General features: G+C 62.7%; 19 protein-coding genes. 11 read left to right on the top strand and 8 right to left on the bottom strand.

Annotated elements, in window-relative coordinates; genetic code table 11:
- Positions 1 to 24 precede the first annotated feature (24 nt).
- The gene (locus ACS5Q0_RS20685) at positions 25 to 597 is read right to left on the bottom strand and encodes an NADPH-dependent FMN reductase (protein ID WP_473128537.1); all 573 of its coding nucleotides are present in this window, start codon (positions 595 to 597) and stop codon (positions 25 to 27) included.
- Between the two features lie 116 nt (positions 598 to 713).
- Between ACS5Q0_RS20685 and ACS5Q0_RS20680 the strand changes: the two genes are divergently transcribed.
- Together ACS5Q0_RS20680 and ACS5Q0_RS20675 are read left to right on the top strand one after the other, a co-directional pair.
- Entirely contained in the window at positions 714 to 1,112 is a 399-nt protein-coding gene (locus ACS5Q0_RS20680) for a response regulator (RefSeq protein WP_473128536.1), read from the top strand.
- Positions 1,113 to 1,173: 61 nt separating this feature from the next.
- Positions 1,174 to 1,422: a hypothetical protein gene (locus tag ACS5Q0_RS20675; protein ID WP_473128535.1), complete on the top strand. Its 249-nt coding sequence runs from the start codon at positions 1,174 to 1,176 to the stop codon at positions 1,420 to 1,422.
- Between the two features lie 53 nt (positions 1,423 to 1,475).
- Here ACS5Q0_RS20675 and ACS5Q0_RS20670 read toward each other — a convergent pair whose 3' ends face one another.
- Positions 1,476 to 1,955, bottom strand: a complete 480-nt coding sequence (locus ACS5Q0_RS20670) for a YidB family protein (RefSeq protein ID WP_473128534.1) — start codon at positions 1,953 to 1,955, stop codon at positions 1,476 to 1,478.
- Between the two features lie 273 nt (positions 1,956 to 2,228).
- Between ACS5Q0_RS20670 and ACS5Q0_RS20665 the strand changes: the two genes are divergently transcribed.
- Both ACS5Q0_RS20665 and ACS5Q0_RS20660 read left to right on the top strand, forming a co-directional pair.
- Entirely contained in the window at positions 2,229 to 2,888 is a 660-nt protein-coding gene (locus ACS5Q0_RS20665) for a sigma-70 family RNA polymerase sigma factor (protein WP_473128533.1), read from the top strand.
- A gap of 172 nt (positions 2,889 to 3,060) precedes the next feature.
- On the top strand, positions 3,061 to 3,483 hold the full coding sequence (locus ACS5Q0_RS20660; RefSeq protein WP_473128532.1) for a hypothetical protein: 423 nt from the start codon (positions 3,061 to 3,063) through the stop codon (positions 3,481 to 3,483).
- Between the two features lie 21 nt (positions 3,484 to 3,504).
- Here the strand turns inward: ACS5Q0_RS20660 and ACS5Q0_RS20655 are convergent, their stop codons facing one another.
- Entirely contained in the window at positions 3,505 to 4,668 is a 1,164-nt protein-coding gene (locus tag ACS5Q0_RS20655; protein WP_473128531.1) for an RtcB family protein, read from the bottom strand.
- 293 nt (positions 4,669 to 4,961) lie between these two features.
- Here ACS5Q0_RS20655 and ACS5Q0_RS20650 point away from each other — a divergent pair, with 293 nt between their 5' ends.
- Entirely contained in the window at positions 4,962 to 6,341 is a 1,380-nt protein-coding gene (locus ACS5Q0_RS20650; RefSeq protein WP_473128530.1) for a M10 family metallopeptidase, read from the top strand.
- Between the two features lie 89 nt (positions 6,342 to 6,430).
- Here the strand turns inward: ACS5Q0_RS20650 and ACS5Q0_RS20645 are convergent, their stop codons facing one another.
- The 4 genes from ACS5Q0_RS20645 to ACS5Q0_RS20630 form a co-directional block, all read right to left on the bottom strand.
- Positions 6,431 to 7,249 carry an anti-sigma factor family protein gene (locus ACS5Q0_RS20645; protein ID WP_473128529.1) on the bottom strand — a complete coding sequence of 273 codons (819 nt, stop codon included), beginning with the start codon at positions 7,247 to 7,249 and terminating at the stop codon, positions 6,431 to 6,433.
- Complete coding sequence (locus tag ACS5Q0_RS20640; protein ID WP_473128586.1) at positions 7,246 to 7,755, bottom strand: sigma-70 family RNA polymerase sigma factor; 510 nt, start codon at positions 7,753 to 7,755, stop codon at positions 7,246 to 7,248. Before ACS5Q0_RS20640 ends, ACS5Q0_RS20645 begins: the two co-directional genes overlap by 4 nt.
- Positions 7,756 to 7,853: 98 nt before the next feature.
- A complete protein-coding gene (locus tag ACS5Q0_RS20635; RefSeq protein WP_473128528.1) occupies positions 7,854 to 8,294 on the bottom strand; it encodes a DoxX family protein in 441 nt (146 codons plus the stop codon).
- Positions 8,295 to 8,352: 58 nt separating this feature from the next.
- Positions 8,353 to 8,994, bottom strand: coding sequence for a tetratricopeptide repeat protein (locus tag ACS5Q0_RS20630; RefSeq protein WP_473128527.1), 642 nt, complete (start codon positions 8,992 to 8,994; stop codon positions 8,353 to 8,355).
- A gap of 181 nt (positions 8,995 to 9,175) precedes the next feature.
- Between ACS5Q0_RS20630 and ACS5Q0_RS20625 the strand changes: the two genes are divergently transcribed.
- From ACS5Q0_RS20625 to ACS5Q0_RS20615, 3 genes are read left to right on the top strand one after another with little or no spacing between them, the layout of a single operon-like run.
- Positions 9,176 to 10,876 (top strand): ArnT family glycosyltransferase, encoded by a 1,701-nt coding sequence (locus ACS5Q0_RS20625; RefSeq protein WP_473128526.1) that lies wholly within the window; start codon positions 9,176 to 9,178, stop codon positions 10,874 to 10,876.
- A 41-nt stretch (positions 10,877 to 10,917) separates the two neighbouring features.
- Entirely contained in the window at positions 10,918 to 11,649 is a 732-nt protein-coding gene (locus ACS5Q0_RS20620; RefSeq protein ID WP_473128525.1) for a glycosyltransferase family 2 protein, read from the top strand.
- Positions 11,649 to 11,993, top strand: coding sequence for a lipid-A-disaccharide synthase N-terminal domain-containing protein (locus tag ACS5Q0_RS20615; RefSeq protein ID WP_473128524.1), 345 nt, complete (start codon positions 11,649 to 11,651; stop codon positions 11,991 to 11,993). The genes ACS5Q0_RS20620 and ACS5Q0_RS20615 overlap by 1 nt, the downstream gene beginning before the upstream one ends.
- Before the next feature lie 224 nt (positions 11,994 to 12,217).
- Here the strand turns inward: ACS5Q0_RS20615 and metC are convergent, their stop codons facing one another.
- Entirely contained in the window at positions 12,218 to 13,402 is a 1,185-nt protein-coding gene (metC, locus tag ACS5Q0_RS20610; RefSeq protein WP_473128523.1) for a cystathionine beta-lyase, read from the bottom strand.
- Positions 13,403 to 13,629: 227 nt separating this feature from the next.
- On the opposite strand from metC, the gene ACS5Q0_RS20605 reads away from it, so the two are divergent.
- The 3 genes from ACS5Q0_RS20605 to ACS5Q0_RS20595 all read left to right on the top strand — a co-directional run bounded on the left by ACS5Q0_RS20605 (position 13,630) and on the right by ACS5Q0_RS20595 (position 17,320).
- A complete protein-coding gene (locus ACS5Q0_RS20605; RefSeq protein WP_473128522.1) occupies positions 13,630 to 14,649 on the top strand; it encodes an amino acid ABC transporter substrate-binding protein in 1,020 nt (339 codons plus the stop codon).
- 140 nt (positions 14,650 to 14,789) lie between these two features.
- Entirely contained in the window at positions 14,790 to 15,992 is a 1,203-nt protein-coding gene (locus ACS5Q0_RS20600) for an amino acid ABC transporter permease (protein ID WP_473128521.1), read from the top strand.
- Positions 15,993 to 16,000: 8 nt separating this feature from the next.
- A complete protein-coding gene (locus tag ACS5Q0_RS20595; RefSeq protein ID WP_473128520.1) occupies positions 16,001 to 17,320 on the top strand; it encodes an ABC transporter permease subunit in 1,320 nt (439 codons plus the stop codon).
- Positions 17,321 to 17,462: the final 142 nt, after the last annotated feature.

The raw sequence follows: 17,462 nt of genomic DNA, 5'->3' as shown, positions 1-17,462 counted from the left end.
CCACCGCTCCACGCGCGGCGCGGTTCAGGTGTCGCGCGGCAGGGCGATATAGACCCTCTCGATGAAGTGGTAGAACTCGGCCATGTATTTCGTCAGGAACTCGGCGGTCGACTCGACCGTGATGTTGCCGTCATCGTCAATCAGCCCGGGCTTGAACTGAATGTAGGCTTCCGGCGCGTTCATCTGAGGCGAGTTGCAGAACCCGAGCACGCTGCGCAGATGCTGCTGCGCGATGGCCGTTCCGATCGAGCCGGGGGAGGTGCCGATCACGGCCGAGGGTTTGCGGGTGAACGCGTTCTGGCCGTAGGGCCGGCTGGCCCAATCGATGGCGTTCTTCAGACCGCCCGGGATCGAGCGGTTATATTCCGGCGTCACGAACAGCACGGCATCGACGGCCGCGATGGAATCCTTGAAGGCGCGCGCGGCCGGAGGGAACTCGGAATCGTAGTCGTAACTATAGAGCGGCAGATCCCTGATCGGGATTTCGGTGAATGTGAGCTGCTTGGGCGCGATGCGTGTCAGGGCGAGCGCGAGCTTACGGTTGATCGATTCCTTGGCGAGGCTGCCGATCAGGTAGCCGACCTTGAACGTGGTCATGGAATCCTCCTCGATTGTCCGGCGGAGACCGAACTTTCCGTAACTGAAAAGGCTAGTGCGCTGAGAGCTGAAATGAAGGTGGGAACAAGAAAGTTGGATCACCCGTTTCACGGTGTATGAAGCCCCGGCGTGAGATTCTGAACCGACCCGTCGTGCTCCTCGTGGAGGACGAGCTGCTCGTGCGCCTGACGCAGGTCGAAATCCTGCGGGATGCCGAGTTCTGGGTCGTCGAGGCCCAGGACGCGGACGAGGCTTTCGATCTTCTTAAAAAGCGCCCGGATATCAACGTGGTGCTCACCGACGTGAACATGCCCGGCTCTATCGATGGATTCGAGTTCGCCCGCCTCGTTCGCCAGGGATGGCCGGACGTGGGCGTTCTCGTGATCTCCGGCAAGGTGGCGCCCAAGCCCGGCGATCTTCCGGAGGGCACGCATTTCCTGCAAAAGCCGATCCGTTCCGACGCGCTCGTCGAGGCCGTAAAGCAAACCATGCTTTCGAGGACGCAGGAAGCGTGAGGGCAGAACCCAACCGGTCCGGACCCGTCTTTTCTGCTCGCGTGGGAGGGAAGGGCAATCCATGAGCAAGAACCGCGTTGCTTTCGGCGGCCGTCATGTGCCTCTGCCGCGCTCGAAAGCGCTCCGGATCGCGCTCGGCACCGCGCTGGTTCTAGGGGGACTCGTCGGTTTTCTACCCGTGCTCGGCTTCTGGATGATCCCTTTGGGGATCATCGTGCTGTCCATCGACATCCCCCTGGCGCGCAGGCTGCGCCGCCGCTCCGTCGTATGGTGGGGGCGGAGGCGCAGTGCGCGGCGGGAGCGTCTTTAGCGCGTCGGACTCAAGAACGGACCCGGTTTTCCGATGACCGGATGACGCTCCCGTCAGTCGGGAAGGCGTCCTTCCGGCGTGTACTGATCGACCGCGTGCGGCAGTTCCCGCGACAGGCGTGCGAGAATTTCCTCGCGGGAGAGGCCGGTCTGCTGCGTCAGCGTGTTCAGAACGTCGGGCCCGATGGCCTGTTCGAGGTTCTGCGGCGCAATCTCCTTATTCGGGCCGGTGCCGACCCAGGAATCGGCTGCCTCACCTTGGCCGCTTTGGCGGAACCGGTCGACGATTTCGCCGAGACCGCCTTTCAGGAGGTTACCCGCGTCCGCGCCGCCTGCTCCCCCGAGACTGCCGAGCAGGCCGCCGAGGCCGCCTAGTCCCCCGAGGCCACCGGGTTGCTGACCCGGTCCTTGTCCGGGCGTGCCAGGCTGCTGTCCCCCGCGCAGCATCTCGGCGATTTTATCCCGGTTCTGGTAACCGGCGATCGCGAGAAGCCCCAGAAGGGCCGTCATCGAAGGGAAGCCGCGGTTGTTCATGTCATTGCTCCTTGGTGTTCGAGTCGACAGGAACAAGCAAACGGGCAAAGGGTTCCGATTGTGATGCGCAAAAGGCAGCGTCGCCGCTTGGAGGCGTTCCGCGACTAGAGGTGCGGGCGAAGGCTTCAACCTCGCCTTTTGTCGCAGAAAATCACGCCGTCGAATTGGCGTGCGCATATTTAAAAGCGCGACGGCCGCCCCAAATATTCCCGCATGCCAGACAAGACCAGAACTTCTTCTCAGAACCCTTCTTCACCGATCTCAGGCGCGGCCTTGAGCGCGGCCGTTCGTCTTCATCTCGGTAAGCAGCTTCGCGCGCTTTACGGCGATCCCGCCGAGGACAAGCTGCCGCGCGATTTGGCCAAGCTCGCCGAGCGCGTCGCGCAGGTCATCCGCGCGCATACCGAGCCCGTCGATCAGGCTTTTGTCGACGGTGTCATGGAGGCGCTGCCCAACCTGCGCGCCTTCGCCCTGTCGCTCACGGGCAAGCTCGATCAGGCCGAGGACCTGGTACAGGATACCGTCCTGAAGGCGCTGACGAAGCAGGAAACCTTCGAGAGCGGCACGAATCTTCAGGCTTGGCTCTTCACGATTTTGCGCAACGGCTTCTATTCGACCCACCGGAAGACCAGCCGTGAGGTCGAGGATGGAGACGGCGCGCATGCCGCGAGCATGGTCGCCATTCCCGATCAGGAGGACAAGCTCGCCCTGCAGGATCTGACGACAGCCTTGGGAAAGTTGCCGCAGGAGCAGCGTGAGGCGATCATCCTGATCGGCGCCGAGGGCATGTCCTATGAGGATGCGGCGGAAGCCCTCGGTGTGAAGGTCGGCACGATCAAAAGCCGCGTGAACCGCGCCCGCAATCGCCTGGCCGAGCTGATGGGCGTGGCCGGAGACCGGCTGCAGCATCACAGTCACACTGCCGACGCCTGATCCCGAAAAGACGACGCAGGAGGCCTCGCGCCGCCTTGATAGGCGGCGCGAGGCCTTTTCTTTTGTCTGCCTAAAATATCAGCGAGCCGACTTCCGAACTTTTCCTTGGGCTTCATGGTTGAGCCGACAGCTGGTGGGTGCTCGCGAACGCTTCTCTGCCAAGGAGGGGAGCATGGAACACAGGCCTCTGTCTGAACTCGGCCACGTGGCCGATCTGAAGCCCTCGCAAACGCCTGTACTCTCGAAACGGGAGCGTCTGGATCGCTGGGCCGAGCTGCTCGAGCGGGAGCCCGACCGCACTCTCAGAACCCTCGATGAAATCGAATGGAAACCGAAGGCGGTCCGTCACGCCATGCGCGCCGACAATTCCGCCCTGACAGTGGCCTTCGACGATCCGGTGCTGCGGACTGCAGGTCTCCTGAGCGACAGGTTCGGGGATGCGGTGAATTTCTTCCAGATCTCCGAGCATGATGCGCATATAGTGCTCTGCTCGTGCCATGGCGGTGAGTCGATGCGGGCCGAAGAGGCGGCCCGGCGGGTGCGCGGCATCCGTTCGCCGAGCCTCTGGTCGCTCTATTTCGGGTGGCTTCGATAACGGTCAGGCTCCGGCGCGACCTCAATCCTTGTAGGGATCGAACTCGCCGGGGCCTGCCATGGCCACGCCGAACGGGCGCAGGCGATGCTCGATGGCGATCGTTCCGCTGTGATAGGCAAGCACCTCATCGAGCCTGCGATAAACCATCGGGCTTTCATCGACGTCGCCCCCTCGGAGAAGGACCCCTTTGTCGCGGAGCCAAGCATCCATCTCCTCGCGGGTGAAGCGGGGAGGGCGAATCCATTCGCCTTGCCGGTTCTTCTTGCCCTTTGCCTCCATGCGCCCGAACAGGCGGCCGGCGCCATGGACCGTGGAATAGAGGCTGTCCGCGCTCTGCTCGCTCTCGACGCCGCGCAGGATGACGGCATTGTCGCCCATGGAGCCCCCTACGAAACCGCGCTGACCCGGAAAAGCCGGCGTCGCCCCTTTCCTGACAACCCAATAATCCCGCCCGTCGTGGTTCTCGCGCCAGACGAAGTTGTGGTGGTTGTGGACCGAATCCGTAACGGCGCCGCCGACGATTTGGCGGACGCGCTCCACCACCCATTCGCGTCCGGCATAGGCGTAAAGCCCGCCGAGGGTCACGCCGGCGAGATAGCTCTGCCCGATCTCGCTGTCCTGGCGAACGAGGGCCGGCTCTACCTCCATGCCGTCTTTCGCGCCCGTGAGGGCGAGATGCTTCGTCGTGATCTTGTGCCCCAGGCCCCGCGAGCCGAAATGCACCCCGATCCAGACGAAGCCCTCCTCGTCCTCGAAGAGATCCACGTAATGATTGCCCGAACCGACGGTGCCCAGCTGCTGGGATGCCATTTTCTTCAGGTCACGGACGCCCGCCTCGTCCCAGAGCGGCGAGTCGAACAGCGCGTGGTCGACCGCCACGGTGTTCTTCTGGCCAATCCCGAAGCTTATCGTTCTGCCGATGTCGCTCAAGATCTTCGCGGTCTGTCCCGCAATGTCCCGGTAGCGGGTGTCGAGGCGCACCGCCATGTTGCCGCAGGCGATGTCGAAGCCGACGCCGCTGATGGAGATATGCTCCTCATAGGCCACGACGCCGCCGATCGGATGGGCATAGCCGAGGTGCCCGTCCGCGCAGAGCACGCCCTTGGCGGCGCTCCCTGCCGCCATGCACCGATGCAGCTGCCTGATCGTTCTCTCGTCGTGTTCGCCGTAGATGCGGGTTTCCATGCAGAGCCTCCGGTTGGTCCTGTGATCAAATCCTACGGAGGAGACCCGTTCCTCTGGGATGGTCGGCTCCAATGCCGCTATTCGCGCCTGGTATATAGCTTAAGTATTGCTGTTGTTATATAAATGCAAAATTAGTGTAAATTTCACATGATAAGCTGTTTGGTTGGTGAGGTGCGTAAATTTACATAGAAATAAGAATATAAATCTAGCGATAATTCAATTTTAATCCTTATGGATTATAAAATTATTGCTCCCTCTATGCTCTAAAAGCCCTGGTTTACCTGAGGACGAGCATGGCAGTTTCGGTTACGGTAGCACGGACAGGCAATCAGGATATCGATGGTGTCCTTTCGGGTTCGGGCTGGAGCAGCCCCAATCTCACATACAGTTTTCCGCAAAAGGCATCTTATTACGGCAGCAATTACGGATCGGGCGAACCACAGGACAATTTCGGGGCGCTGAACGCGAACCAGAAGCAGGCGGCGCGCGAAGTCTTCGCGATGATCGCCTCGGTCACCAACCTGAACTTCACCGAGGCTTCGGAGACCTCCACGAAGCACGCGACCGTGCGGCTCGCCAGTTCGGACATGCCGTCGACGGCATGGTCCTTCTTCCCGGATCCATCCGACGAGGGAGGGGATGTATGGTTCAGTCGCACCAACGGGTGGTTCGATGATCCGGTCCCGGGAAGTTACGGCTATTACGCCTTCATCCACGAGATCCTGCACTCTGTCGGCCTGAAGCATGGAAACGAGGCGGGCCAGTTCGGAGCCATGACGCCCGCGCGCGACTCCATGGAATTCTCGGCCATGACCTATCGGTCCTATGTGGGCGCGGCCGGGCAATATGTGGAGAACGGGGCCTGGGACTACGTTCAGACCCCAATGATGTACGACATTGCGGCCCTGCAGCATATGTATGGCGCCGACTTCACCACGAGGGCCGACAACACTGTCTATCGCTGGGATCCGGCGACGGGGCAGGAACTCATCGACGGCGTCGGCCAGAGCCTTCCGGGCGACAATCGTGTTTTCATGACGCTCTGGGACGGTGGCGGACAGGACACTTACGATTTGTCGAATTATGCCACGGCTCTCAAGGTGGACCTGCGTCCGGGGCAGTGGACACGCCTCTCCACGGAGCAGATCGCCCAGCTCGGCGACGGGCATTATGCGCGCGGCAACATCGCGAATGCCCTGATGTATCACGGTGACGTGCGGTCTCTGATCGAAAACGCCATCGGCGGGTCCGGCAACGACATGATCGTCGGCAACGCTATTTCGAACGTCCTCAAGGGCAGCAGAGGAGCCGACCGCCTCTACGGGCGCGAAGGCAACGATGTCCTGTATGGCGGAGCGGACAAGGATGTCTTCGTCTTCAACACGAAGCCGAGCCAAGCGTCGAACCTCGACCGCATCGCCGACTTCTCGGTCGCGGACGATACCATCTACCTTGAGAATTCCGTGTTCACGACGCTGAAAGCCGGCAAGCTCCCATCGAGCGCGCTCTGGACCGGAAGCAGGGCTCACGATACGTCGGACCGCGTTCTCTACGATTCCTCGAAAGGCGGGCTCTATTACGATGCGGACGGAACCGGAAAGTCCGCATCCGTGCAATTCGCGCAAGTCTCGAAGGGCCTGAAGATGGCGGCGAACGACTTCTTTGTCGTCTGAGGCGCTCGAATGCGCCTGCGCGTCGGGTGCGGGATCGAGCCACGCTCATGCCGCACCTGTGAACCTTCTTCGGCAGAATGAAAACGGCTCTACCCCGCCAAGCGGTCCGAGAAATCCTTCGCCAGATTCTCGAGGCGGGGAAACGGCATCCGGCCGATCACCATGTAGTCGTGCCCCGCTTGCGTCCAGTAGACGATGTGGAAGCCTTCTCTCTGCTCGGTGCGCGGCGGGGCGTCTTCGTCATCGCTTTTGACCATGCACAGGGCGAGAGGGCCGCTCTCGGGATCGAGATAGGCGAGCTGACCCAGGGGCTTTCCGTCATATTCAAACAGCTGAGCCCGTTTGAAGGACAATCCGGGCATATCGGCTTGGCGCACGGACAGGTTGACCGTGAGCTTGGACTTGAGACTGTCGATCTCGCGCTGTCTCATCGCATCGTCGTCAGGAATGCTGGCCAGCGTGTCGGCCGAATAGAGCGTGAGGTATTCGGCGACCGCCTGACGCCAGTCGTCATCGTCCTGGGTGCGGGATGCGCCCGTGACCAGATCCCGCAACGAGAAACCTGGGCCGAGAAGGTTGTTGGTCGCAAATCCTGCAAGAAAAAGCATGATCGCCGCGGCAACGGCAGCGGCAGTCTTCCAGCTCCAGGACCGGTTCCGAGGGACCGCCGCGGACATGCCGGGCAGCATGGATCTCAGGCGCTCTTCAGGGGCTTGGGCGAGGAGAGCGTCGAAAGCCTGCTTGAACGGGCGATTGCCGCCCGACAGCACGAGGAGGCGGCGCTGAAGCTCGGAGTCGCCCGCGATCCTTTTGGAGACGGTCGATTGCTCGTCGGGTGCGAGCTCGCCATCGAGATATGCAACGAGCTGCTCATCCGTCATGCGGCCAAGATCCTGGGGAGGCGTCATGGTGTCCGGGCCTCCATGCTGAGTCTGCCGAGGGTCAGGCGCGCCGCGGCGAGACGGCTCATGATCGTCCCGATAGGAACAGCGAGAATGTCCGCTGCCTCCCGATAGGCCATGCCTTCACAATAAACGAGAAAGACCGCCTCCCGCTGGCCGTCGGGAAGGGCGAGGACTTCGCGCAGGACCTGATGGGCGAGCACATGGGCCTCGACCTGCTCCGAACCGTCGAAGGCAAGGGCCGCTTCGGCATCGACGGTGCCCGCGCCTTCCCGGATGCGCCGAGACCGGATCTCGTTCAGCCAGATGGAGTGCATGATGGCGAACAGCCATCGTTGAAGATTCGTCCCGGCGGCAAATTGCTGCGCTCTCTCGAGAGCCCGCAGGCAGGTCGATTGAACCAGGTCCTCGGCGGCCTCGCGGCGTCCGGTCAGAACCAGCCCATAGCGCCAGAGCCGCGTTAAATATCGGGGCAAGTCCGCTCTGACTTCATCCTGCCCGGTCCTGAACATCACCTGCGCAAATGCTCTGTGTCGCAGCTTCGATGCGAATATTAGAGATAGGGAGTCCCGGCCATCGAAGACAAGGTGCTGCTCCTGAAACGGAACGCTCATCTCCCCTGTTCCCGCACCGTACCGGGCGGCTCGATCGGAAGCTCGGGGCGTCGGGCGAAGTTATCGACGGACCAGTCTCCGGGGCCGAACGCAACAAGGCCCAGGAAGCCTCCGGCCATGGCGATATCCTTGTAGAACTGGATCAATTCGTCGGGATCCGAGATATTTCCATGAAAGAGGAGGGCGGTCAGGCCGCAGAAGCCCGCCAGGGCGAAGGCTGCGATCCTGGTCAGGAAGCCGAAAGCCACCAGCAGGCCACCTCCCAGCTCCGTCAGGATCACGAGCGGGAGCAGGATTCCGGGCACTCCGTGCTGATCCATGTACTGAATCGTACCGGAATAGTTGAGCAGCTTGTCCCAACCCTCGACGACGAAGATGAGGGCCAGGAGAAGCCGTGCCAGGAGCGCGAAGGGAGCTTGGAGCCTTAAGTGCGTCATCTCCTTATCTCCTTGAAGAGGGCTGGCGCGGCGGGGGGCCCCGCCGCATCTCGGCGCGTCAGAGCTTCGGGGTCGCCCCGATGGCTTTGGCGAGGTCCCTGTATTCCTCGCATCCCGTTCCGCAGAGCGTCTTGATGGTCTGGAGCTGCTCCTTGGCGAGATCGATCTTGCCCTGTGTCACGTAGGCCTCGCCCAGATATTCCCGCACCTGCGCGTAGTTGGGATCAAGGGCCACGGATTGCAGGTAATAGCGGATGCCTTCCTCCGTCCGGCCGAGCTTGCGCGTCGCATAGCCCCTGTAATTGAGGGCTCGCGGCGTATTGGGGTTCTGCAGGAGATCGAGCATGTCGATGGCCTCGCTGTAGCGCTTCGCCTTGGCGAGCGCGTAGGCGTATTCGGTCAGGTTGCCGTCAGGCACGATCCCGCTTTGGGCCCGCACGCACTTGTTCGTTTTCTGGACCCAGACTTGCCCACGGGGGCAGACGGTCATGGGGGGATTGCTCGTGTTGCGATCGCTGCCTCCGCGGTTGCCGCTCCCGCTCCCACCTCCGGCCGCGCTGCCGTTTCCGCTGCCGAGGCCTCCGCCTCCTCCTCCGCCGAGGGCGAGGGCCGGGCCGGTCGCGAGGGCTGCACCCAGGAACAGGACAGCGGCTTGGGCGGCAAATCTTGTCGGGGAACGGGACGTGCGGTGGCCGAACATGGCGCCCTCCTTGGTTGCTCCTCAGCGAACACCGGCTCCTGGGGTTTTATTCGCGGGAACCCTCCAAGTGCGGCAGCACGCCCGGCACCGCTGGATTTGACTTCCCGCCGGGATTGGGGGACACCACGGCCTTTGCGGGGCTATTCCCACCCGAGTTTTTGTCCGCAAAGGCATGTCATCGATGGACGGTTCCGTCGCCCAGCATCCATCCCTGCGCCGCTTCTCGCCTGCGCAGCTCGTGAGTTTCATGGAGCGCAGCCATGCCCGGCTTTGCGCTGTCCTCGTCCTGTTGTCTCTGGCCTGCTTTCTGCCGGGTTTCACCACCCTGCAACCCATGGATCGGGACGAGCCCCGCTACGCCCAGGCCTCCAAGCAGATGCTGGAGACAGGCGATTTCGTGGATGTCCGCTTCCAGGACGAGGCGCGATACAAGAAGCCGGTGGGTATCTATTGGATGCAGAGCGCCAGCGTTCTGGTTGCCAAGGCCCTCGGCGCCCCCGAGGCACAGAAGACGATTGCCTACTACCGTTTGCCCTCCCTGTTCGGCGCCATCGCGACGGTTCTCCTGACCTATTGGGCGGCCCTGGCCTTCTTTGGGAGGCGAGGGGCCTTCCTGACGGCGGCGTTGATGGCCACCTGCGTCATCCTCATGGTCGAGGCGCGGCTTGCCAAGACGGATGCCATGCTGACCGCCTGCTCGGTGGCGGTCATGGGCGGCTTGGCGCGCGCCTATCTGAGCCGAGGGGCCGGAATCCTGCCGCGGCGCGCCCTCTTGATCTTCTGGACGGGGTTCGCCCTCGGCATCCTCGTCAAAGGGCCGTTGGTCCTGATGTTCGCCGGCCTTACCGGAGCCGTCCTGTCCTATCGGGAGCGCTCGACGCGCTGGCTGCTGACCTTGCGGCCTTGGCTCGGCCTGGCTTTCACCCTGGCCGTGGTTCTGCCCTGGTTCGTCGCCATCGCCATCAAGAGCGGCGGCGCGTTCTATTCGGAGGCCGTGGGCCACGACATGCTGGGCAAGGTCGGCACGGCCCAGAAGTACCACTGGGCTCCTCCCGGCTTCTATCTGGTGGCCTTCTTCGCCACCTTCTGGCCGGGCGCGATCCTGGCGGCCATCGCCGTGCCCTTCGCCTGGATCCATCGCCGGGAAGAGCCGGTCGCCTTCGCTCTGGCCTGGATCGTCCCCTCATGGCTGGTTTTCGAGGCCGTTCCGACCAAGCTGCCGCATTACACGCTGCCCTTGCTTCCAGCGGTGGCGATCCTCATCGTCATGGCGATCAGCCGCCATTTCGTCGGTCCGCACCGGCCCTTCGCGAAGCTGGCCACGGTCCTCATTCCCTTCATCCCCGTGGGCCTGACCATCGGCCTGTCGGCGGCGAACTGGTCCCTCGACGGCACGCTGCCGTACCGGGCGCTCCCCTTCATGGCGGCTGCCTCCGCGATCGCGCTTTATGCCTGGTGGCTCTTCATCAAGAACCGGGTGGTGAGCTGCCTCTGGGCCGGCTTCCTCTCGGCCGTCTGCCTATCCATCGGCGTGTTCGGCTTCGCCCAGCTCGACCTGCGGTCTCTGAAGGTCTCGGACAAGTTAGCGGAGACGGTAGGAGGCAAGATGAGGGTCGGCACTCTCGGCTACCGCGAGCCGAGCCTCGTTTTCCTGGTCGGCACCAATCTCGATATGCTCGACAGCGCCTCGGAGGCATCCGCCTTCTTGAAAAAAGGCTGCGCGGCCGTGTTCGTCGACCAGCGTTTCGAGACCGATTTCCGGGCCGCCAACGAGCGGAACGGATTGACCCCTGCGCTCTCGACCCGCGTCTCAGGTTTTAATATCAACAGCGGGAAGCGTGTCGATATCGGCGTCTATTCCGTCGACGCCGGCTGTCCCTGATCTCTTAACTCAAGAGGGGGCCCGTAAAGGGCCCTTGATCGATGAACGATTTAACCCCGGGTCCGCGCCTCAGCGTCGTGGTGCCCGTCAAGAACGAGGCTCTGAACATCCTCCCCCTCGTGGAGGAGATCGAGCGCGCCTGTGCGCCGCTCGCTCCCTTCGAGGTGATCTACGTGGATGACGGGTCGACGGACGATACCGTCGAGCAGGTGCGGGCGGCCCGCGCCCCCCGGCCCTGGCTGCGCCTTATCCGTCACGAGGGGAGCTGCGGGCAGAGCGCGGCGGTCCGGACGGGCGTTCATGCGGCGCGCGGGCCCATCATCGCCACCCTCGACGGCGACGGGCAGAACGACCCGGCCTTCATCCCGCAGCTCGTCGCGGCGCTGGACGACCCGGACGTCGGCCTCGTCGCCGGGCAGCGGCTCGGGCGCAAAGGGGCCGCCAAGCGCTGGCAGTCGCGTATCGCGAACGGCGTGCGCGGACGTGTCCTGAAGGATGGGACGCGGGATACCGGGTGCGGCCTCAAGGCTTTCCGGCGCGACGTCTATCTGCGCCTTCCCTATTTCGATGCCCTGCACCGCTTCATGCCAGCCCTGGTCAAGCGCGAGGGTTACCGGATCGCCCATGTGGACGTGGTCGACCGGCCCCGGCATGCGGGACAGTCGAATTATGGCCTCTTCGACCGCCTGTGGGTCGGAATCCTCGATCTCGCGGGGGTGTGGTGGCTGATCCGCCGCCGACGCCGCGTGCCCGTTTCCCAGGAAATTCTCTGATGCTGATGCGCCTGTCCCACGATATCGGATTGTATTTCTACGATATCGTCATTGCCCGCTTCGATCTCTGGGCCGCCTTCGGCGTTCTGGCGCAGTTCGTGTTCGGCGCCCGCTTCATCGTGCAGTGGATCGCCAGCGAGAAGGCGGAGAAGAGCGTCATTCCCATGGCGTTCTGGTTCCTCTCCATCGGAGGCGGGCTGATGACGCTCATCTACGGCTTCGCCCGGCGAGACATCGTCATCATCTCCGGGCAGGCCTTGTCGATCTTCATTTACGTCCGCAACCTCATGCTGATCGCAAAGGAAGCGCGGAAAAAAGCCAAGACGGCGGAACTCCCGACCTAGCGCATCGTGCGGAAAAGTGGATCCGGTTTTCGCTGCGCGGCCCGCTGGGTCCGCGTCCCACGATGCGCTCATCCAAGAAGGGAGCATCGGATCGATCCCAAAAGTGCAAATCCACTTTTGGGTCCGATGCTCGAGAGCTGTCTCCCCTTGCGCGGAAACAGCTCTTTTCTTTGATAGGTCGGCGTCTCTGACGGCGAAGCGAATCCGCTTCGCCGAATAATGGCCTAATCCGCTTCCCGCAGACGGGCGAAGCCCGCATCCAGATCACGCTTGAGATCATCGAGATCCTCAAGGCCGATGTGGAAGCGCAGGGCATGTCCGCCCGGCTCCCATTTCGTGGCCGTGCGGTAGGTCGCGCAGTTGAAGGGGATCACGAGGCTCTCGAAGCCGCCCCACGAATAGCCCATCCCGAAGAGCGCCAGCCCGTCGAGCATGGCGGCGAGCGCCTTGTCGGAGAACGGCTTGAGGATCACCGAGAACAGGCCGGACGATCCCTTGAAGTCCCGCTTCCAGATGTCGTGGCCCTTGTAGGATTCGAGCGCCGGATGAAGCACGCGCTCCACCTCGGGGCGTGCGGCGAGCCAGCGGGCCATCTCCAAAGCCTGCTTCTCGTGTTCGCGCAGGCGCAGCGCCATGGTGCGAAGGCCGCGAAGCCCCAGGAAGACGTCCTCCGGTCCGGGACACATGGCGAAGGCGTCATAGGCCGCCCGCAGATTTTTGAAGCAGCGCTCGTTGGCGGACACCAGTCCGAGCAGGAGGTCGGATCCGCCGCTGAGATACTTGGTGCCGGCCTCGATGGCGATGTCGACGCCCCGCTCGTGCGGCGGGAAGAGCAGGGGGGTCGCCCAGGTGTTGTCCATGAGAACCACGGCCCCATGCCGGTGCGCCACCTCGGCGATGGCGGGGATATCCTGCATCTCAAAGGATTGTGAACCAGGCGCTTCCGTGAAGACGGCGGCCGTGTTCGGGCGCATGAGGGAGGCGATCCCGGCTCCGATCGAGGGATCGTAATAGGTGGTTTCCACACCAAATTTCTCAAGCATCCCATGGCTGAACTGCCGCGTGGGAAGATAAACCGAGTCCGTGACGAGCAGGTGGTCGCCGGCCTTGAGGCAGGACATGAGGGCGACCGTGACCGCCGCGAGGCCGGAGGGAGCCAGGACGGTGCCCGCCGCGCCCGTGAGTTCCGTCCAGGCCGTCTCGAGCGCCTCCGTGGTCGGGGTCCCTTTCGTTCCATAGGAATACCGCCCACGGCGGTGCAGGAGATCGTCGGTCGTGGGGTAGAGCACGGTGGAGCCGCGATAGATCGGCGTGTTCACGAAGCCATGCTGCTCGAAGGGCTCTCGACCCGCATGAACGAGGAGGGTGCGTTCCGCGAGATGGGCAGGTTTGGGAGGAAGTTTTGACATGGGCTCAAGGACTTGCTGAAGGGAACATGATCTGAGGCCGAGGGCACTCCAACGTCAACCCTCCGACTAAAAACCATTCCATCAAGACTTGACCGGTGATCAATCATGGAATGTGATGGATCCCGATGCCGCCATCGACCGATGCGGCGTGGAACGGTCTGACCGTGGCTCGGCTGGGGGAAGAAGAACAGACGAGCCGAATGGAACTTTGGGGAGAATAAACCAACATGAAAAAGGCTCTCGTATCGATTGCCTTCGGCCTGACGGCAAGCCTGCTCGCGACCGGCGCGTCCGCGCAGGCGACCCTGAACAGCGTGAAGCAGAAAGGATTCCTGACCTGCGGCTCTAACACGGGTCTCGCCGGCTTCGGTCTGCCGGACGCTCAGGGCAATTGGACTGGTCTCGACGTCGACCTCTGCCGCGCCATCGCTGCCGCGATCTTCGACGACCCGTCCAAGGTCCGCTACATCCCGCTCGCCGCCAAGGACCGCTTCACCGCGCTCCAGTCGGGTGAAGTGGACGTGCTGTCCCGCAACTCGACGATGACCATGTCGCGCGACACGCAGCTCGGCCTGGACTTCCCGGCCATCAACTACTTCGACGGCCAGGGCTTCATGGTCCGCAAGAAGCTCGGCGTGTCCTCCGCGAAGGAGCTGAACGGCGCCTCGATCTGCACCCAGCAGGGCACCACCACCGAGCTCAACCTGGCCGACTACTTCCGCGCCAACAACATGAAGTACGAAGTCGTGGCCTTCGCGACCTCGGACGAGACCTTCAAGGCCTATGACGCGGGCCGTTGCGACGCGTTCACGACCGACGCCTCGGGCCTCTATGCCGAGCGTCTGCGCGCGTCGGCTCCGGACGATCACATCGTTCTGCCCGAGATCATCTCCAAGGAGCCCCTCGGCCCGGCCGTCCGTCACGGCGACAACCAATGGGGCGATATCGTCCGCTGGACCCATTACGCCATGCTCGACGCCGAAGAACTCGGCGTGACCAAGGCCAATGTCGATCAGATGAAGTCCTCCGACAATCCGGAGATCAAGCGTCTGCTTGGCACCGAGGGCAAGTACGGCGAGGCCGTCGGCCTGACGAACGACTGGGCTTATCGGATCCTCAAGCACGTGGGCAACTACGGCGAGATCTTCGAGAAGAACGTCGGCGAAGGCTCCAGGCTGAAGATCAAGCGCGGCCAGAACGCCCTGTGGACGAAGGGCGGCCTGCAATACGGCATGCCGATCCGCTAACCGGATCCTTCATGGCTGGAGCGCCCGGGAAGCTGGGCGCTCCTCAATAACAATAAACTGCCGGTCGTTCATGGCAGCGACAATTGCATGAACACGGGGGAGGACGGCGTAAAAAGTCAGCCGTCAGAGGATTGAGTTCAGTGCAGACCGTTGTCAGCCAGACATCGCCACCCAAAAAATCGTTTCTTTACGATCCGAAGGTCCGTGGAATTTTCTACCAGGTCCTCCTGATCGCCGTCGTCGGCTACCTGTTTTATGTAGCGGCCAGCAATGCCATCGAGAACCTGCGGCGGGCCAAGATCGCGTCCGGCTTCGGTTTCCTCGAGAATACGGCCGGATTCGACATCAGCCAGTCGCTCATTCCGTTCAGCGCGGCCGGTTCCACCTATGGTGATGCATTCATCGTAGGTCTGCTCAACACGCTGATCGTCTCCGCCATCGGCATCTTCTTCACGACCATTCTCGGCTTTCTCATCGGCATCGCCCGGCTGTCCACCAACTGGGTCGTGGCGAAGGTGGCCATGGTCTATGTCGAGGCGCTGCGCAACATCCCGCTCCTGGTGCAGCTGCTGTTCTGGTACATCGCCGTTCTCGGGCCGCTGCCGCAGCCGCGCAACTCCCTGGAGATGGGCGCAGGCTTCTTCCTGAACTCGCGCGGCTTCTTCATGCCCCGTCCGGTTTATGCGCAGGATGCGTGGGCCATCCCGGTCGCGCTGGCGATCGGTCTCGTGGTCGCTTTCGCCTACCGGCGCTGGGCGAGGGCGCGGCAGGAACGTACGGGACAGCAATATCCTGTCGGCCTCGCGACGCTCGGTCTCGTCGTCGGTCTGCCCGTCGTGACCTGGATCGTGCTCGCTCTTTTCGGCGCCAACCCGATCGGCTTCGACATGCCCAAGAAGGGCACCTTCAACCTGACGGGCGGCATGCAGATCCTGCCCGAGTTCGTCGCGCTGCTGCTCGGCCTTACCACCTATACCGCGGCCTTCATCGCCGAGGTGGTGCGCGCAGGAATCCTGGCCGTTTCGAAGGGGCAGACCGAGGCGGCAAGCTCGCTCGGCCTCAAATCGGGCCAGACGCTGCGCCTCGTGGTCATTCCGCAGGCGATGCGCGTCATCATCCCGCCGCTGACGAGCCAATACCTCAATCTGACGAAGAACTCGTCGCTGGCCGTCGCGATCGGATATCCCGATCTTGTGCAGGTGTTCATGGGCACCGTTCTCAATCAGACCGGCCAAGCCATCGAGGTCGTCATCATCACCATGGGCGTGTACTTGACAATCAGTCTCGTGACCTCGGCCCTGATGAACATCTACAACCGCCGTGTGGCAATCGTCGAACGATAGGAATTCCGATGAGAACCACCGTCGATATGCCTCGTTTCGTCCGCACCAAGCAGGAGGAGGCTCTGCCTCCGCCGAATCTCACGCGCGGTCCTATCGCCTGGATCCGGGAAAACCTCTTCTCGGGCCCCTTCAATACCGTGCTGACGCTGGTGGTTCTGTACCTGCTCTATGTCAGCATTCCGCCCCTGGTGAAGTTCCTGTTCGTGGATGCCGTGTGGAGCGGCACCGACCGCGCCGCCTGCCGCGCCGATATGGGCGGCAGCGAAGCGGGAGCCTGCTGGGCCTTCATCCGCGAAAAGCTCGGCTACTTCACTTACGGTTCATACCCGGTTTCCCAGCGCTGGAGAGTCGATGTCTTCTTCGCTCTCCTGGCTCTGGGCGTGGGCTGGCTTCTGTGGCTGAGAGCGCCGCGCCGGGATTTGGGAGCCGTCTACTTCTTCTGGCTGTTCCCGGTGGCCTCCTATATTCTGCTGACGGGCGGCAACAACGATTTCAGCAGCCGGTTCTGGGTCGGTTTCCTGATCTTCGGCGCTCTTGTGATCGCTCTCTTCGCCTTCCTCGCCGCCCTTCTCAAGACGTCGCTGCGTCCGGCCCTGATCATAGGCGGCGGCATCGTCGCGGTGATCGGCATCACACTCGCCCTGATGGATATCAACTTCGGCCTGGATCCGGTGCCGACCTCCCTCTGGGGCGGAGTTCTCGTGACGCTGCTAGTGGCGACGGTGGGCATCGTCTTCTCGCTCCCGTTCGGCATCCTGCTGGCCCTCGGGCGCCGCTCGAAGCTGCCGATCGTGCGGATGGCGTCCGTCATCTTCATCGAGTTCGTCCGTGGCGTGCCGCTGATCACGGTGCTCATCATGGCTAACACGATGCTGCCGCTCTTTCTGCCAGGCGACATGACGGTCGACCGCCTGATGCGACCCCTCATCGGAACGGCGCTCTTCTCCTCAGCCTACATGGCCGAGGTGGTGCGCGGCGGCCTTCAGGCCATGCCGAAGGGGCAATATGAAGGCGCGATGTCGCTCGGCCTCAACTACCCGCAGATGATGATCCTCATCATCCTGCCCCAGGCCCTGCGCATCGTGATCCCGGGAATCGTGAACACCTTCATCGGTCTGTTCAAGGATACCTCCCTCGTGTCGATCGTCGGCATCTTCGATGTGGTGAAGACGATCGAGGCCTCGCGCATCGATCCCAATTGGGCGGCGCCCACCATCGGCCTGACGGGCTATGCCTTCGCGGCCCTGTTCTATTTCATCTTCTGCTTCGGCATGTCGCGCTACTCGCTCGGAGTCGAACGACGCCTCGCGGCAGGTCAGAAACGGTAATCATTCATGGCAACGACAGTGACATCCCAAACAGTTCAGGCCGCCCGCGACCCGCAGACCGAATCCGCCGTGCAGATGATCGACGTGCACAAGTGGTATGGCGAGTTCCACGTGCTGCGCGACATCAACCTCAACGTGCGCC

The sequence above is a fragment of the Microvirga sp. HS2 genome (genome assembly GCF_055792805.1).
The sequence above is the reverse complement of the archived record's forward strand: the minus strand, read 5'-3'. Positions and strand labels throughout refer to the sequence as shown.

What these genes read in the sequence shown, in the direction of transcription:
- ACS5Q0_RS20685 (WP_473128537.1), bottom strand. Translation starts at nt 597, where the DNA reads ATGACCACGTTCAAGGTCGGCTACCTGATCGGCAGCCTCGCCAAGGAA.
- ACS5Q0_RS20680 (WP_473128536.1), top strand. Translation starts at nt 714, where the DNA reads ATGAAGCCCCGGCGTGAGATTCTGAACCGACCCGTCGTGCTCCTCGTG.
- ACS5Q0_RS20675 (WP_473128535.1), top strand. Translation starts at nt 1,174, where the DNA reads ATGAGCAAGAACCGCGTTGCTTTCGGCGGCCGTCATGTGCCTCTGCCG.
- ACS5Q0_RS20670 (WP_473128534.1), bottom strand. Translation starts at nt 1,955, where the DNA reads ATGAACAACCGCGGCTTCCCTTCGATGACGGCCCTTCTGGGGCTTCTC.
- ACS5Q0_RS20660 (WP_473128532.1), top strand. Translation starts at nt 3,061, where the DNA reads ATGGAACACAGGCCTCTGTCTGAACTCGGCCACGTGGCCGATCTGAAG.
- ACS5Q0_RS20655 (WP_473128531.1), bottom strand. Translation starts at nt 4,668, where the DNA reads ATGGAAACCCGCATCTACGGCGAACACGACGAGAGAACGATCAGGCAG.
- ACS5Q0_RS20650 (WP_473128530.1), top strand. Translation starts at nt 4,962, where the DNA reads ATGGCAGTTTCGGTTACGGTAGCACGGACAGGCAATCAGGATATCGAT.
- ACS5Q0_RS20645 (WP_473128529.1), bottom strand. Translation starts at nt 7,249, where the DNA reads ATGACGCCTCCCCAGGATCTTGGCCGCATGACGGATGAGCAGCTCGTT.
- ACS5Q0_RS20640 (WP_473128586.1), bottom strand. Translation starts at nt 7,755, where the DNA reads ATGTTCAGGACCGGGCAGGATGAAGTCAGAGCGGACTTGCCCCGATAT.
- ACS5Q0_RS20635 (WP_473128528.1), bottom strand. Translation starts at nt 8,294, where the DNA reads ATGACGCACTTAAGGCTCCAAGCTCCCTTCGCGCTCCTGGCACGGCTT.
- ACS5Q0_RS20630 (WP_473128527.1), bottom strand. Translation starts at nt 8,994, where the DNA reads ATGTTCGGCCACCGCACGTCCCGTTCCCCGACAAGATTTGCCGCCCAA.
- ACS5Q0_RS20625 (WP_473128526.1), top strand. Translation starts at nt 9,176, where the DNA reads ATGGACGGTTCCGTCGCCCAGCATCCATCCCTGCGCCGCTTCTCGCCT.
- ACS5Q0_RS20620 (WP_473128525.1), top strand. Translation starts at nt 10,918, where the DNA reads ATGAACGATTTAACCCCGGGTCCGCGCCTCAGCGTCGTGGTGCCCGTC.
- ACS5Q0_RS20615 (WP_473128524.1), top strand. Translation starts at nt 11,649, where the DNA reads ATGCTGATGCGCCTGTCCCACGATATCGGATTGTATTTCTACGATATC.
- metC (WP_473128523.1), bottom strand. Translation starts at nt 13,402, where the DNA reads ATGTCAAAACTTCCTCCCAAACCTGCCCATCTCGCGGAACGCACCCTC.
- ACS5Q0_RS20605 (WP_473128522.1), top strand. Translation starts at nt 13,630, where the DNA reads ATGAAAAAGGCTCTCGTATCGATTGCCTTCGGCCTGACGGCAAGCCTG.
- ACS5Q0_RS20595 (WP_473128520.1), top strand. Translation starts at nt 16,001, where the DNA reads ATGAGAACCACCGTCGATATGCCTCGTTTCGTCCGCACCAAGCAGGAG.